Origin of the sequence: Nocardioides guangzhouensis, assembly GCF_004519545.1 — a bacterium.
Taxonomy (GTDB): Bacteria; Actinomycetota; Actinomycetes; order Propionibacteriales; family Nocardioidaceae; genus Nocardioides; species Nocardioides guangzhouensis.
The window spans coordinates 16,253-29,648 of record NZ_SDKM01000006.1; the positions used below are offsets into that span (position 1 = coordinate 16,253).

Here is a 13,396-nt window from a genome sequence, read left to right on the forward strand (position 1 = left end):
CACACCGGTCCCCCGCTCCGGAGGTGAGCCGATGATCCAGTCGATCGACCGTGCGCTCCGCGTGCTCACGGTGCTGGCCGGCGACCACCGGCTGAGCCTCGGCGAGATCGCCCAGCGCCTGGACCTTCCCCCGTCGACGGTGCACGGGATCGTGCGCACGCTGCTCCCCCACCGGATGGTGGTGCAGGAGCACGACTCCGGGCACTACCGGCTCGGGCCCGCCGTGCTCACGCTGGGCAACGTCTACCTCGACACCCTCGAGCTGCGGTCCCGGGTCGCTCCCTGGGCCGAGGACCTCGCCCGGCGGACCGGGCTCGCTGTCCGCACCGCCGTCATGCTCGTCGAGGACGTGGTGGTGGTCCACCACGAGCCGCGTCCCGACGGTTCACGCCAGATGCCGGAGGTCGGGATCGTGATCCCCGCCCACGCGTCCGCGCTGGGCAAGGCCCTGCTCGCCTTCGACGACGAGGCCGCCGAGACGGTGCTGGGCGGCCCGCTCCGCAGCATGAGCGGCGACACGGTCACCGACGTGCGGGCCCTGCGCGGGCAGCTGAAGACGATCCGCCAGACCGGCCTCGCGGAAGAGGTCGAGGAGGCCGTGCTCGGCGAGTGCGAGCTCGCCGCCGTGCTCTGCGACCGGCTGGGCAGCCCGGTCGGCGCGATCGGGCTGGTGGCCCCGGCCGAGGAGTGGCCGCTCGACGCGGCAGTGGTCACGGCGCTGCGCACCGCCGCACGCTCGGTGTCCCGCGAGCTCGGGGCCACGTCCTGGCCGCCCCACGGCGATGCGCCGAAGGCCTCCGACATGGGCACCCGCCGCAAGCGGCCGCGGCCCGCCTAGGCAGGCTCCCCGGCTACGTGGCCGAGACCCCGATCCGGCCCTCGCGGAACGCGTTGACGAACAGCGCGTGGTCCTTGCGCACGCGCGCCGCGTAGTCGATCCCGAAGTCCTGAACCCAGGCGGTGAACTCCTTGCGCCGCCGGTCGAGGCTGGTCGCGATCGCCTCCTCGACCTGGAAGTCGACGAGGTCCTGTTGGCTGTCCTCGTCGGAGGCGCAGTGGATCTTCGCGGTGGCCCGGCCGAGCAGGTCGACGACCTGCGCGATGTCCTCGGGCTCGGTGAGGTCGCTCCAGTCCAGGTCGACCTCGTACGGCGACACCTCGGCCACCACGAAGCCCACGCCGTCGAGCGTGGTGTGGCCGAGCATCGGGTCGGTGTGCGCCTGGAGCGCGCGCTGGCTGACCACGGTCCGGTGGCCCTCGTTGTCGAAGTACGCATCCACGTCGGAGGTGTCGACGAACCGGCTGACCGCCGGCACGTTCGCCTGCTTCATCGACAGCACCACGTCGTTGTCGAGCGCCTGGCTGAACCCCTCGACCAGCAGGTTGTACGCCGGGAGGCCGGCGCTGCCGATCCCGAACCCGGACTTCGCGACCACGTCGCGCAGGTCGTAGAAGAGCGCCCGGTCGACCCGCTTGTGCTCGGGGATGGTCTCCAGGTAGCGCTCGAACGCCCGCACGACCTTGCCCCGCTCGGTCTTCGACAACTGCCGCACCGACGCGTCCTCGCGGAACATCCGCACCCCGTCGACGATCCGGGTCGAGCCGTCGAGCAGGTCGGCCCGACGCTGCAACCGGGCCGAGACCAGCGCCTCGTGCACCGGCCCCTCGGTGTTGTCGAGGTGCAGCGCGAAGTCGGAGTCGTCGTCGGTGCCGCGGTAGTGGTCGACCTGCGCGAGGTAGGCGCGGACGTAGCGGCCGATGAGACGCCGCACGTCGTCCTCGGGCAGCGCCTTCTGCCAGCCCACCAGCGCCAGCGAGGCGGCGAAGCGCTGGAGGTCCCAGGTGAACCGGCCGAGGTAGGCCTCGTCGAAGTCGTTGACGTCGAAGACCATGCGGCCGTCGGAGTTGAGGTAGGTGCCGAAGTTCTCGACGTGCAGGTCGCCGTGGATCCAGATCCGGCTGCTCCGCTCGTCGACGAACGGGTCCTTCGCCTTCGTCTGGTCGGCGTAGAACAGGCAGGCCGAGCCGCGGTAGAACGCGTGCGGGTCGGCGGCCATCTTGCGGTACTTCCCGCGGAACGCCACCGGGTCGGCCTTCATCAGCGGCGCGAACGCGTCGTCGAGGACGTCGATGATCAGGGCGGTGCGCGTGTCTGTCGCGGGCATGGCGGTCAGTCTGCCCGAGGGGCCATGAGCGGTCCGGGGCCCGCTCCACCCGAGGGCGGGGCCAGCGCCCGGCGCGGGTGCAGGCCGACCCGGTCGAGCTCGAGCATCGCGAGTCGCTGCACGACGTGCGGGTCCCTGGCCCGCCAGGCGCCGGCCGGGTCGGGGCAGATCCGGGCCAGCGCGTGCAGCGGCTGGTTTGCGAGTGCCCGCAGCGCGAACAGGTCGAGGTCGTCCGCGGAGTCGACGAACCGGGCACCCGCACTGGCGTCGCGCACGAACCCGACCCGGGGCGGCAGGTAGAACCCGAGCACGATCAGCGTCGGCATCAGCGCCAGCCCGAGGCCCAGCCGGAAGGCGAGCGTGTCGACCGCCTCGACGCCGCGGGCGCTGGCGGCGGCCAGGTCGTCGGAGTAGCCGGCCGCCTCGTCCAGCGGCTGCGCGGCCGTGCCGCCGATCAGGGGGATGTCGCCGAGCGAGTCGGCGGTGTCCCGCAGGCTGCCGGCCATCCCGGTCGCCGCCGCGCCGGTGTGCTCGGCGGGGCGGGCCAGCTCCTGGACGGTGTCGTTCACGGACACCCCCGCCCAGATCCAGAACGCCACCCAGAGGAGGACCAGGAGGTCCGCGACGATCTGGCGGGTACGTCGGGCGGGGGTGTCGGCGTACAGCTTCATGCCGCCATCCGACCAGCGCACCGGGCGGCTGTCGAGGTCTGGGCCCGCGTACTCAGCCCGGTCGAGTGCGGCGGCGGATCGCCCGGCCAGCCGTTTCCCGGAGCCTTGACCCATGGACGCTCCCACCCACCCGAAGAACACCAACGCCTTCTTCCTGCAGGCCGGCCTCTCGTTCGGCGTCGCCCTGCTGAGCATGGTCCTCGCGGTCGTCTACCTGCCCGTCGACCCGTGGATCCGGGCCTTCCTCGGCCTCGGGGTCCTCTACCTCACGACCTCCGCGTTCACGCTCGCGAAGTGCGTGCGCGACAGCCAGGAGAACCAGGCCGTGCACGCCCGGCTCGACCAGGCCCGGGTGGACAAGATCCTCGCCGAGCACGACCCGTTCCGGCCGGTCTCCTGACCGCTCCACGCTCGCCCCACCGACCCGGGCACGACGGGCGTCGGCACGTCGGTGCCGACGCGCCGTCGTGCTTGACTGCACCCGTCCACCCGCGAGGAGTCCCGATGAGCGAGCGCCTGCCCGACCCCGCCCTCGTCGTGCTGGTCGGCGCGTCGGGCTCGGGCAAGTCGACGTGGGCCCGGGACCGCTACCGCGCCGAGGAGGTGGTGTCCTCCGACGCCCTGCGCGGCGTGGTCGGCAGCGGCCCGCACGACCTCGACGCCTCCGCCGACGCGTTCGCCCTCCTCGAGACGATCGTCGCCGCCCGGCTCGGGCGCGGGCTGACCACGGTCGTGGACACGCTCGGGCTCGAACCCGAACGGCGCCGGGCCTGGCTGGCGGCCGGCCGGGCGGCCGGGCTGCCGGCCGTGGCGGTGCTGCTCGCGACGCCGGACGGCGAGTGCCGCCGGCGCAACGCCGCACGTGACCGACCCGTGCCGGCTCCCGTGCTGGCCGCGCAGCTCACGCGGGTGCGCGCGGTCGCGGACGAGCTGGTGGACGAGGGCTGGGACGTCGTGCGCGAGGTGACGGGCCCCGAACCCCCGGCCCCGACGACACCTGCGGCCGCGCCGGCCACCGCCCCCGACCGCCGTACGTCGGCGGGGCTGGAGGTGGTCCTCCAGGTCTCGCGGTTCCCGTGGGGCGAGGACCCGTCCGCCTGGCTGCGCGCGGTGGCGCTCGCCGCGGACCGGGCCGGGTTCGCCGGGCTGGCGCTGATGGACCACCTCGTGCAGATCCCGCAGGTCGGCCGGGCCTGGGACCCGATCCCCGAGCCGTGGGTGACGCTCGGCCACCTCGCGGCACTCGACACCTCGCTCACGCTGGGCACCCTGGTCACGCCGGCCAGCTTCCGGCCGGCCGGGATCGTCGCCAAGCACGCCGCGACCCTCGACGTGCTCTCCGGCGGCCGCGCGTTCGTCGGCGTCGGCGCCGGCTGGTGGGAGCGCGAGCACCTCGGCTTCGGTCTCCCGTTCCCCTCCGACCGCGAGCGGCTCGACCTGCTCGAGAGCGGGATCGAGACGATGCGCGCACTGTGGGGTCCCGGCACCAGGGCGTACGACGGTCGCCGGGTGTCCCTGCCCGAGACCACCGCCTACCCGCGGCCGGTCGGGCCGCTGCCGGTGATCGTCGGCGGCGGGGGCGAGCGCCGGACGCTGCGGATCGCGGCCCGGCTCGGCGACGCGGTCAACGTGCGCTTCGACCCGGCGACGTTCGACCACAAGGTCGCCGTGCTGCGAGGGCACTGCCGTGAGGTCGGGCGTGACCCCTCCGACGTGGCGCTGACCGTGCTCGACCTGCCGGTGGTCGGCCGTGACCGGGACGACGTCTGGGCCCGGGTCGAGAGGCTGCGGGGACGGACCGCCGCGGCGGCGTACGCCCGGCGTACCCATGCCGGCACCGTCGCCGACCACCGGGAGCGGTACGCCGACCTGGCCGCCCGCGGCGTGTCCACCGTGTTCGTCTCGCTGCACGACCTGGCCGGTCCCGACGACGTCGAGGCGCTGGCCGGCCTCACCCGCTGACGCTCGCCCCGCCTCGGTCCCGGGTGTTCAATCGAGGGCATGGCCCTGCGGATGAAGTGGCACCTCGGCAAGGCGACCCCGGAGCTCGGGTGGGAGCCGGTCCCGGCACGCCTGCGGGCGTACGTCGACGACTCCCCCGCGCTGGACACCCGTGCGGGCGTGCTGGTGTGGGAGCCGCGGCGGATCGTCCCCGTCTATGCGGTCCCGGAGGACGACCTGCTGCTGGCCGTCGAGCCCACCGACCCGCAGCCGGAGCCGCCGGACCTCGCCGCGTTCCCGCCGATGCTCGGGCCGGACAGCTTCGAGCCGCACACCACCCCGGGCACGGTCGTCGACCTGGCCGCCGGCGACCGGCGGCTGGAGCGGGCCGGGTTCCGGCCCGACGACCCGGACCTGGCCGGGCTGGTGGTGGTCGACTTCGCTGCCTTCGACCGTTGGCAGGCCGAGGACGAGGAGCTGGTCGGGCACCCGCACGACCCGTTCAAGCGGATCGACGTGCTGGCCTGCCACCGGCCGGTCGAGGTCTCGCTGGACGGCACCGTGCTCGGCTCCTCCACGAACGCACTGCTGCTGCTCGAGACCCACCTGCCGGTGCGCTACTACCTCCCGCACGACGACGTCGCGCTCGACCTGCTGGTGCCGACCGAGACCCGTACCACCTGCGCGTACAAGGGCCACGCGTCGTACTTCTCCACCGCGGACGGGCAGCCCGAGGGCCGCGACATCGGGTGGACCTACCGGGAGCCGCTGCACGACGCGCTGCGTGTGCAGGCCCACGTCGCGTTCTGGAACGAGCGCGTCGACATCCGGGTCGACGGCGAGCTGCAGCGCCGCCCGGTCACGCCGTGGTCGACGCCCGCGGAGCAGGCGTCCGCCGACGCCGAGCGGCTGGAGTTCGGCTGACGGAAACATCCGCCCGCACCCCGACGAAGCGGTGAGGGTCTACTTCAGCTCGGAGCTGGACAGGCCGAGGATCCGGCGGGCCACGATCAGCTGCTGGATCTGCTGGGTGCCCTCGAAGATGTCGAGGATCTTGGAGTCGCGGGCCCACTTCTCCAGCAGCTCGCCCTCGCCGTACCCGACGGACCCGGCGAGCTCGACGCAGCCCAGCGTGATGTCCGAGCCGACCCGGCCGGCCTTCGCCTTGGCCATCGAGGCCTCCAGCGAGTTCGGCTTGCGGTTGTCGGCCATCCAGGCGGCCTGCATCATCAGCAGCTTCGCGCCCTCCCAGTCGGCCTCCATCTGGAGGAACCGGGCAGCCGCGGCGGACTGGGTCTGGGCCGGGCGGTCGTAGTCGACGACCACGCCGGCCTGCTCCAGCAGCTCGCGGGTGAGGTCGAGCGAGGCCCGGGCGCAACCGACCGCCATCCCGGCCACCAGCGGCCGGGTGTTGTCGAAGGTCGCCATCGCGCCGGCGAAGCCCTGCTTGGTGTCGATCTCCGGGGTGCCGAGCAGGTTGGCGGCCGGCACCCGGCAGTCGGTGAACGTGATCGCGGCGGTGTCGGAGGCGCGGATGCCCAGCTTCTGCTCGAGCCGCTCCACCCTCATGCCGGGCGTGCCCTTGGGCACCACGAACGACTTGATCGCGGCCCGGCCCAGCGACCGGTCGAGGGTCGCCCACACCACGACCGCGTCGGCGCGCTCGCCGGAGGTGACGTAGATCTTCTCGCCGTTGATGACGTACTCGTCGCCGTCCTGCACCGCCGTGGTGCGGATGCTCGCGGAGTCCGAGCCGGTGCCCGGCTCGGTGATCGCCATCGCCGCCCACATCCCGGCGAACCGCTGCGCCTGCTCGTCGTCCGCGACCGAGGCGATCGCGGAGTTGCCGAGGCCCTGACGGGGCAGGCTGAGCAGCAGCCCGGTGTCGCCCCAGCACATCTCGGCGATCGAGAGCACGCTGGCCAGGTTGGCGCCGTTCTTCACCCGGCCGTCGTCGTCCTTGCGCTCCTCGCCGCGACGTACGCCGGACGCGCCGGCTCCGCTGTTCTGGCCGGAGTCGCTCAGCCCGTCGATCATCGCGGCGAGCATGTCGAGCTCCTTGGGGTACTCGTGCTCGGCGCGGTCGTACTTGCGGCTGATCGGGCGCAGCATGTTCATCGCGACCTGGTGCGCGTTGTCGATCAGGCCGCGGTGCTTCTTCGGGGTCTCGAGGTTGATCACGCGGGGTCCCCTCCTGTCCGCGAGCGGAGCGAGTGGGCGGGTGGGGTGCTCATACCAGGACGCCTCCTTCCATCACGCCGATCGCCCGGAGGTCGCGGTACCACCGCTCCACCGGGTGCTCCTTCACGAACCCGTGGCCGCCGAGCAGCTGCACGCCGTCGAGGCCGATCTGCATGCCCTTGTCCGCACACAGCTTGCGGGCCAGGGCGACCTCGCGGGCGAACTCCTTGCCCTGCGCGGCGCGGGCCGCGGCCTTCCAGGTGACCAGCCGCATCGCCTGCAGCTCGATCGCGATGTTCGCGACCATGAACGCCACCGACTGGCGGTGGCTGATCGGCTCGCCGAAGGCCTCCCGCTCGTTGACGTACGTCGTGACGTAGTCCAGGACCGCCTGTCCGGTGCCCACCGCGAGGGCGCACCAGGCCAGGCGCGAGAGCCGCACGCACTCGACGTACGTCGACCCGTCGGTGTCGCCCAGCACCGCGCCGTCGGCGACCCGCACCCCGTCGAGGGTGAGCCTCGTGAGCCCGGCGGCGCGGACGCCCATCGCGGGGTCGGCCTCGACCGTGAGGCCCTGCGCGCCGGACTCGACGAGGAACAGCACCGGCGTGCCGTCGAGGCGGGCGCCGATGACGAACAGCTCGGCGTCGGAGCCGCGCGGGACCAGGGTCTTGGTGCCGTCCAGGACGTAGCCGTCGTCGGTGCGGGTGGCGGTGGTGGCCGGCTCCAGCACGTCGTAGAGGACGCCGGGCTCGGTGAGCGCCAGGGCCGCGGCGGGGACGTCGTCGCCGGTGAATTCGGGGAGGTAGGTCGCCTGCTGCTCGTCGGTGCCCCAGAGGCTGATCGCGGTGGCGACCGCGCCGGGTGCGAGGGTGGCCACGGCCAGGCCCATGTCGCCCGTGGCGAGCGCCTCGGCGACCAGGGTGCCGGCGACCGCCGAGCGCTCCTCGGAGATGCCGCCGAGCTTCTCGGGCACGCCCAGGATCGGCAGCCCGATGTCGAGGCTGGCCTTCAGCAGGTCCTCCGGGGCGGCGCAGGTCTCGTCGGCCTCGGCAGCGGCCGGGCGGAGCACCTCGTCGGCGAGCTCGGTGACCACGTCCACGAGCATCTGCTCGTCCTCGGTCGGGGTGAGGTCGAAGACGCCCGGGCGGTCGACGACCGGCGCGCGCACGCCGGGCTCGCCCCGCTTGCCGCGCCGCTGGAACGCGCGGCTTGCGGCCCCGGCGGCGCGGAAGCCGCCGCGGGTCAGGGTGAAGACCGTCTGCTCGGTGGGCCGGCGGAGGCCGAACCGGTCCAGCAGGTCGAGCTGGGCGACCTTGTTGAGCGCGGCCACCGCGATCCCGATCGGGTCGCGGGTCTCGCCGCTGGCCAGTCCGTGCTTGCCGCCGGCGTTCCGGGTGGCTCTGAGGAGGGACATGGCTCGAATGTAACTCTCTGTTACACACAGCGCTACACCCGGTCGGTGTGTCGCGGGCCACGGACGCGCTCACCCCTCGACGAGCGAGGTCGAGAGGGCCGGCACGCACCACCGTCCGTAGACTCCGCCGCATGCCGAAGCCGCCCTCCCCGCCCGACCACGCGCCGTACGGCCAGCTGCCCGAGGGCGGCACCGTCCGTCCGATCACGCGCTGGGGCACGCCGGTGATGCACGTCCCGCAGGCGAAGGTCGCGGCGTACGACGAGGAGCTGGCGACGCTGGTCGCCGACATGGTGGCGACCATGTACGCCGCCGACGGGGTCGGCCTGGCCGCCTGCCAGATCGGCGTCGACCGCGCCGTGTTCGTGTTCGACTGCCCCGACGAGGACGGTGAGCGCTGGGTGGGCGTGGTGTGCAACCCGGTGCTCACGCTGCCCGAGGGCCGCGACCGGCGCCTGGACGCCGACGACGAGGGCTGCCTGTCCTTCCCCGGCGCCTACACCGAGTGCGCCCGCCCCGACCGGGCGAAGGTCGAGGGCTTCGGCGTCGACGGCGAGCCCGTGGTCTTCGAGGGCACCGGCCTGCTCTCCCGCTGCCTGCAGCACGAGACCGACCACACCTACGGCACCGTGTTCGGCGACCGGCTCAGCGCCAAGGCCCGCAAGAAGCTCGGCAAGCAGCAGGAGAAGGCCGCCGAGGAGTTCCCCGACGGCTGGCCCGCGGAGTAGCGCTCCGCTGGTTTCGAGACACTCGGACGACGCTCCCCCGACGCCTGCCCGACGGACGTCCTCCGCTGGTTGAGGAGCGAGCGCCAGCGAGCGTCTCGAAACCACCGGAGTCCCGCCATGCACCCGGTTGGTCAGCGGTGGGAGGTGACGTAGCAGGCGACCGCGGTGGCGGCGGCGACGTTGAGGGAGTCGATGCCGGGAGCCATCGGGATGATCGCGCGCTTGTCCGCCATGGCTTCCCAGCGAGCGGACAGGCCGTGCCCCTCGGAGCCGAGCACGAGCGCGACCTTGTCGACCCCGCGCACCGCCTCGGCGACGTCGACCGCGTCCTCGGCGAGGGTGAGCGCGATGGTGGTGAACCCCAGCTGGGACAGGGACGGCAGGGCCTCGAACCAGTCGTCGAGCCGGGTCCAGGGCATCGAGAACACCGCCCCCATGCCGACCTTGATCGAGCGGCGGTACAGCGGGTCGGCGCAGCGCGGCGCCAGCAGCACCGCGTCGAAGCCGAGAGCCGCGCCGCTGCGGAAGATCGCGCCCACGTTGGTGTGGTCGACGATGTCCTCCAGCACCAGGATCGAGCGGGCGTCCTCGAGCACCGACCACAGCGTCGGCAGCGGCTGCCGCTCCAGCGAGGCGAGCGCACCGCGGTGCACGTGGAAGCCGGTCACCTCCTCGGCGAGGTCCTCCGGGACCACGAAGCACGGTGCGTCGGTCGACTCCAGCACGTCGGCGAGCCCGTCCAGCCAGCGCTCGGCCATGAGGAACGACCGGGGCCGGTAGCCGGCCTCGACCGCGCGACGTACCACCTTCTCCCCCTCGGCCAGGAACAGCCCGTGCTCGGCCTCCAGGTTCTTGCGGAGCTCGACGTCGCGCAGGTCGCGGTAGTCCGCCAGCCGGGGGTCGCCCGCGTCCTCGACCGGAACCAGCTCAGCCATACCGCTCCGGGTTCGCGACCGCGACCACCTCGCCGACGACGATGATCGCCGGCGGCTTCACGGCGTACGTCGTGAGGTCGGCCTCCAGCGTCGCCAGCGTCGACAGCACCACCCGCTCCTCCGGCATCGTGCCCTCGACCACCGTCGCCACCGGGGTCGACGAGGCCCGGCCGCCGGCGACCAGTGCCGCCGCGATCGCCGGCGCGTTCTGCACCGCCATCAGCAGCACCACGGTGCCGCGCAGCCGCGCGACCGCGTCCCACTCCACCAGCGACTCCGGGTGTCCGGGCGGCAGGTGGCCCGAGATCACCGTGAACTCGTGCGCCACGCCCCGGTGCGTCACCGGGATGCCCACCCGAGCAGGGACGGAGATCGCCGACGACAGCCCCGGTACGACGGTCACGGGGACGCCCGCCTCCGCGCACGCGAGCAGCTCCTCGTAGCCGCGACCGAACACGAAGTTGTCGCCGCCCTTGAACCGCACCACCCGCTTGCCGGCCAGCGCCCGCTCGACGATGACCCGGTTGATCTCGTCCTGGGACGCCGAGCGCCCGCGCGGCAGCTTGGCCACGTCGACCAGCTCGACGTCGGGGCTCAGCTCGTCGAGCAGCTCGCGCGGGGCCAGCCGGTCCGCGACCACGACATCGGCGGAGGCCAGCGCGTTGCGGGCGGCGATGGTGACCAGCTCGGGGTCACCGGGCCCGCCGCCGACGAGCACCACGCCCGGGGTGCGGTCGTGGACGGCGCTGATCACGCCCTCGCGCAGCGCGTGCAGGATCTCGTCACGGATCGCCGCGGACTTCCGGGGCTCGCGGTTGCCGAGCACCGCCACGGTCACGCCCTCGTGCCGCCCGACCGCGGGCGTCCAGGCGCTCGCCTGCCGGGCGTCGTCGGCGCGGACGCAGAAGATCCGCCGCTTCTCGGCCGCGTCGGCGACGGACGCGTTGACGGCAGGGTCGTTGGTGGCGGCGATGGCGTACCACGTCTCGTCGAGGTCGCCCTGCTCGAACTCCCGCAGGTGCACGGTGATCTCGTGACCCAGGCCCTCGATCGCCGGGGTGACCTCCGGCGCCACCACGACCACGTCCGCGCCGGCCGCAATCAGCACCGGTACCCGGCGCTGCGCGACGTGGCCGCCGCCGACCACGACCACCCGGCGGCCGGAGAGCCGCAGCCCCGAGGGGTACGGCGGGTGGTCGGCCCCGACGTCGACCGGGTCGGTCATGTCGGGATCCCGGCGGAGTCGAAGGTGGCCATGTCGCGGAGCACGGCGGACGCGGACCGCACCAGGGGCAGCGCCAGCACGGCGCCGCTCCCCTCGCCCAGCCGCAGGTCGAGATCGACCAGCGGCCGCAGCCCGAGCGTGGCGAGCGCGGTGGCGTGGCCGGGCTCGACGCTGCGGTGACCGGCGAAGCAGTGGTCGACGGCGGCGGGCGCGAGCGCCTGCGCGACCAGCGCGGCCGCCCCGGCGATCACGCCGTCGAGGACGACCGGCACCCGGTGCGCGGCGGCGCCGAGGACCAGCCCGGCCAGCCCGGCATGCTCGAGGCCGCCCACCTCGGCCAGCACGTCGAGGGGGTCGGCCCCGGCCGGCACCCGGGCGACGGCGGCGGCCACGACGGCCGTCTTGTGGGCCAGCATGACGTCGTCGATGCCGGTGCCGCGGCCGGTGATCCCGGCGGCGGGCCGCCCGGTCAGGTGCGCGATCAGGCAGGCGGAGGCGGTGGTGTTGCCGATACCCATGTCGCCGGTGGCGAGGACGTCGTACCCCCGCCGCACCAGGTCGTCCGCGACCCGGATCCCGGTGCCGACCGCGGCGGCCGCCTCGGCCCGGGTCATCGCGGGCCCCGCGGACAGGTCCGCGGTGCCGGGCCGGACCTTGCGGGCCCAGACGACCTCGTCCTCCTTCACGTCCGAGGCGACCCCGATGTCGACGACCACCACGTCCGCGCCCGCCTCGCGGGCCAGGACGTTGACCGCGGCGCCGCCGGCCCGGAAGTTCTCGACCATCGCGGTGGTCACCTCCTGAGGCCACGGCGTCACGCCGCTGGCGACCACCCCGTGGTCGGCGGCGAAGACCGCGACGACGGCCCGCTGCGGTCGCGGCGGCGGGCAGGCGCCGGCGATCCCGGCCAGCCGGACCGACACCTCCTCGAGGACGCCCAGCGAGCCCGGCGGCTTGGTCAGGGAGCCCTGGCGGGAGCGGGCGGCGTCCATGGCCTTGTCGTCGAGCGGCCGGACGGCGGAGACGGTCTGGTCGAGGAGCTGCTCGGGCGTGGTCACCGGCCCATTGTGTCGGGTGTCCGCGGCCCCGGCGCGAGGGGCTGGAAGCCGCTCACTCCTCGGACTAGGTTCGGGCCATGAGCATCGAGCGCCCCGTGTCCCCGAACCCCTACGACCTGCTGCCGGCGACCGCGTCCTTCACGGTCACCTCCACCGACGTCGCCGACGGACAGCCGCTGAAGGACGACCAGGTCGCCGCCCTCGGCAACACCTCCCCGCAGCTGTCGTGGGAGGGCGCCCCCGAGGGCACCAGGTCGTACGTCGTCACCTGCTTCGACCCGGACGCCCCCACGCCCAGCGGCTTCTGGCACTGGGTGCTCGTCGACCTGCCGGCCGACGTCACCTCCCTCGACACGGGAGCCGCGTCCGGATCGCTGCCCGGCAAGGCGTTCCACGTGCGCAACGACGGCGGCGAGGCCGGGTTCATGGGGGCCGCCCCGCCGCCCGGCGACCAGGTGCACCGCTACTTCTTCGTCGTCCACGCCGTCGGCGAGGACCGCCTCGGCGTCGATGCGAGCGCCTCCCCCGCCGTGGTGTCGTTCAACCTGGCGTTCAAGACCCTCGGCCGCGCGATCATCCACGGCACCTACCGGCACTGACCGGGCTGTTGTCCTGACCTTCGACCCTTGCGCCACCGCACGGCCCGGGTCTGTGCTGGTGGCAGTCGAGGGACGAGGAGGAACCCCATGGACACCGGCGCACACCCACCGACGGCAACGGCCGGCTTCCACGCCGTGAAACGCTGGAACGTCGAGGTCTTCATCGGCGAGCACGAGGGCAGGACCCGGGCCGAGGCCCGGCTGCACACCGAGGAGCCGACCGGCCACATCGGGACCGGCACGGCGCGGCTGAACCCGACCGACAGCGACGTGCCCGAGATCGGGGACGAGCTCGCGGTGGCGCGGGCGCTCTCGGAGCTGGCCCACCAGCTGCTGCACGCCGCGGCCGAGGACATCGGCCAGATGACGCACGAGCGGGTCCGGCTGACCCGCTGACGCACCCGACCGACAGACCCGGACGGGCCAGCCCGTCGGTGCCACGCGGCATGACGTCATGGGGTCGTCCTCTCGACGGG

The 13,396-nt window shown here is 73.7% G+C and carries 14 protein-coding genes; 7 read left to right on the forward strand and 7 right to left on the reverse strand.

The annotated features are described in order from the left end of the window. Nucleotides 1–31: 31 nt before the first annotated feature. Nucleotides 32–838, forward strand: a complete 807-nt coding sequence (locus EKO23_RS05350; RefSeq protein ID WP_134714861.1) for an IclR family transcriptional regulator — start codon at nucleotides 32–34, stop codon at nucleotides 836–838. Nucleotides 839–851: 13 nt separating this feature from the next. Here EKO23_RS05350 and EKO23_RS05355 read toward each other — a convergent pair whose 3' ends face one another. Together EKO23_RS05355 and EKO23_RS05360 are read right to left on the reverse strand one after the other, a co-directional pair. Next, complete coding sequence (locus EKO23_RS05355) at nucleotides 852–2,165, reverse strand: DUF2252 domain-containing protein (RefSeq protein ID WP_134714863.1); 1,314 nt, start codon at nucleotides 2,163–2,165, stop codon at nucleotides 852–854. 5 nt (nucleotides 2,166–2,170) lie between these two features. Then, entirely contained in the window at nucleotides 2,171–2,836 is a 666-nt protein-coding gene (locus EKO23_RS05360; protein ID WP_175582661.1) for a hypothetical protein, read from the reverse strand. Between the two features lie 112 nt (nucleotides 2,837–2,948). Between EKO23_RS05360 and EKO23_RS05365 the strand changes: the two genes are divergently transcribed. From EKO23_RS05365 to EKO23_RS05375, 3 genes are all read left to right on the forward strand, one after another. Then, on the forward strand, nucleotides 2,949–3,236 hold the full coding sequence (locus EKO23_RS05365) for a YiaA/YiaB family inner membrane protein (RefSeq protein ID WP_134714865.1): 288 nt from the start codon (nucleotides 2,949–2,951) through the stop codon (nucleotides 3,234–3,236). A gap of 104 nt (nucleotides 3,237–3,340) precedes the next feature. Then, nucleotides 3,341–4,798, forward strand: a complete 1,458-nt coding sequence (locus EKO23_RS05370; RefSeq protein ID WP_134714867.1) for an LLM class flavin-dependent oxidoreductase — start codon at nucleotides 3,341–3,343, stop codon at nucleotides 4,796–4,798. 39 nt (nucleotides 4,799–4,837) lie between these two features. After that, on the forward strand, nucleotides 4,838–5,701 hold the full coding sequence (locus EKO23_RS05375; protein WP_134714869.1) for a DUF427 domain-containing protein: 864 nt from the start codon (nucleotides 4,838–4,840) through the stop codon (nucleotides 5,699–5,701). Between the two features lie 39 nt (nucleotides 5,702–5,740). Here EKO23_RS05375 and EKO23_RS05380 read toward each other — a convergent pair whose 3' ends face one another. After that, nucleotides 5,741–6,958 (reverse strand): acyl-CoA dehydrogenase family protein, encoded by a 1,218-nt coding sequence (locus EKO23_RS05380; protein ID WP_134714871.1) that lies wholly within the window; start codon nucleotides 6,956–6,958, stop codon nucleotides 5,741–5,743. Between the two features lie 49 nt (nucleotides 6,959–7,007). Next, entirely contained in the window at nucleotides 7,008–8,375 is a 1,368-nt protein-coding gene (locus EKO23_RS05385; protein WP_134714873.1) for an acyl-CoA dehydrogenase family protein, read from the reverse strand. Nucleotides 8,376–8,506: 131 nt separating this feature from the next. Here EKO23_RS05385 and def point away from each other — a divergent pair, with 131 nt between their 5' ends. Further along, a complete protein-coding gene (def, locus tag EKO23_RS05390; RefSeq protein WP_134714875.1) occupies nucleotides 8,507–9,103 on the forward strand; it encodes a peptide deformylase in 597 nt (198 codons plus the stop codon). Nucleotides 9,104–9,234: 131 nt separating this feature from the next. On the opposite strand, the gene EKO23_RS05395 is transcribed toward def, so the two are convergent. Genes EKO23_RS05395 through cobT form a run of 3 tightly spaced genes read right to left on the reverse strand, consistent with a single transcriptional unit; the run spans nucleotide 9,235 to nucleotide 12,321 of the window. After that, the gene (locus tag EKO23_RS05395) at nucleotides 9,235–10,038 is read right to left on the reverse strand and encodes a TrmH family RNA methyltransferase (RefSeq protein ID WP_134714877.1); all 804 of its coding nucleotides are present in this window, start codon (nucleotides 10,036–10,038) and stop codon (nucleotides 9,235–9,237) included. Then, entirely contained in the window at nucleotides 10,031–11,263 is a 1,233-nt protein-coding gene (gene cobA, locus EKO23_RS05400; RefSeq protein ID WP_134714879.1) for a uroporphyrinogen-III C-methyltransferase, read from the reverse strand. Before cobA ends, EKO23_RS05395 begins: the two co-directional genes overlap by 8 nt. Continuing rightward, nucleotides 11,260–12,321, reverse strand: coding sequence for a nicotinate-nucleotide--dimethylbenzimidazole phosphoribosyltransferase (gene cobT, locus EKO23_RS05405; RefSeq protein ID WP_246050916.1), 1,062 nt, complete (start codon nucleotides 12,319–12,321; stop codon nucleotides 11,260–11,262). The genes cobA and cobT overlap by 4 nt, the downstream gene beginning before the upstream one ends. A 77-nt stretch (nucleotides 12,322–12,398) precedes the next feature. Between cobT and EKO23_RS05410 the strand changes: the two genes are divergently transcribed. Together EKO23_RS05410 and EKO23_RS05415 are read left to right on the forward strand one after the other, a co-directional pair. Then, entirely contained in the window at nucleotides 12,399–12,920 is a 522-nt protein-coding gene (locus EKO23_RS05410; RefSeq protein WP_134714881.1) for a YbhB/YbcL family Raf kinase inhibitor-like protein, read from the forward strand. Between the two features lie 87 nt (nucleotides 12,921–13,007). Continuing rightward, a complete protein-coding gene (locus EKO23_RS05415; protein ID WP_134714883.1) occupies nucleotides 13,008–13,316 on the forward strand; it encodes a DUF1876 domain-containing protein in 309 nt (102 codons plus the stop codon). Nucleotides 13,317–13,396 lie beyond the last annotated feature (80 nt).

What these genes read in the sequence shown, in the direction of transcription:
- cobA (WP_134714879.1), bottom strand. Translation starts at nt 11,263, where the DNA reads ATGACCGACCCGGTCGACGTCGGGGCCGACCACCCGCCGTACCCCTCG.
- EKO23_RS05410 (WP_134714881.1), top strand. Translation starts at nt 12,399, where the DNA reads ATGAGCATCGAGCGCCCCGTGTCCCCGAACCCCTACGACCTGCTGCCG.
- EKO23_RS05355 (WP_134714863.1), bottom strand. Translation starts at nt 2,165, where the DNA reads ATGCCCGCGACAGACACGCGCACCGCCCTGATCATCGACGTCCTCGAC.
- EKO23_RS05360 (WP_175582661.1), bottom strand. Translation starts at nt 2,836, where the DNA reads ATGAAGCTGTACGCCGACACCCCCGCCCGACGTACCCGCCAGATCGTC.
- def (WP_134714875.1), top strand. Translation starts at nt 8,507, where the DNA reads ATGCCGAAGCCGCCCTCCCCGCCCGACCACGCGCCGTACGGCCAGCTG.
- EKO23_RS05415 (WP_134714883.1), top strand. Translation starts at nt 13,008, where the DNA reads ATGGACACCGGCGCACACCCACCGACGGCAACGGCCGGCTTCCACGCC.
- EKO23_RS05395 (WP_134714877.1), bottom strand. Translation starts at nt 10,038, where the DNA reads ATGGCTGAGCTGGTTCCGGTCGAGGACGCGGGCGACCCCCGGCTGGCG.
- EKO23_RS05375 (WP_134714869.1), top strand. Translation starts at nt 4,838, where the DNA reads ATGGCCCTGCGGATGAAGTGGCACCTCGGCAAGGCGACCCCGGAGCTC.
- EKO23_RS05385 (WP_134714873.1), bottom strand. Translation starts at nt 8,375, where the DNA reads ATGTCCCTCCTCAGAGCCACCCGGAACGCCGGCGGCAAGCACGGACTG.
- EKO23_RS05370 (WP_134714867.1), top strand. Translation starts at nt 3,341, where the DNA reads ATGAGCGAGCGCCTGCCCGACCCCGCCCTCGTCGTGCTGGTCGGCGCG.
- EKO23_RS05350 (WP_134714861.1), top strand. Translation starts at nt 32, where the DNA reads ATGATCCAGTCGATCGACCGTGCGCTCCGCGTGCTCACGGTGCTGGCC.
- EKO23_RS05365 (WP_134714865.1), top strand. Translation starts at nt 2,949, where the DNA reads ATGGACGCTCCCACCCACCCGAAGAACACCAACGCCTTCTTCCTGCAG.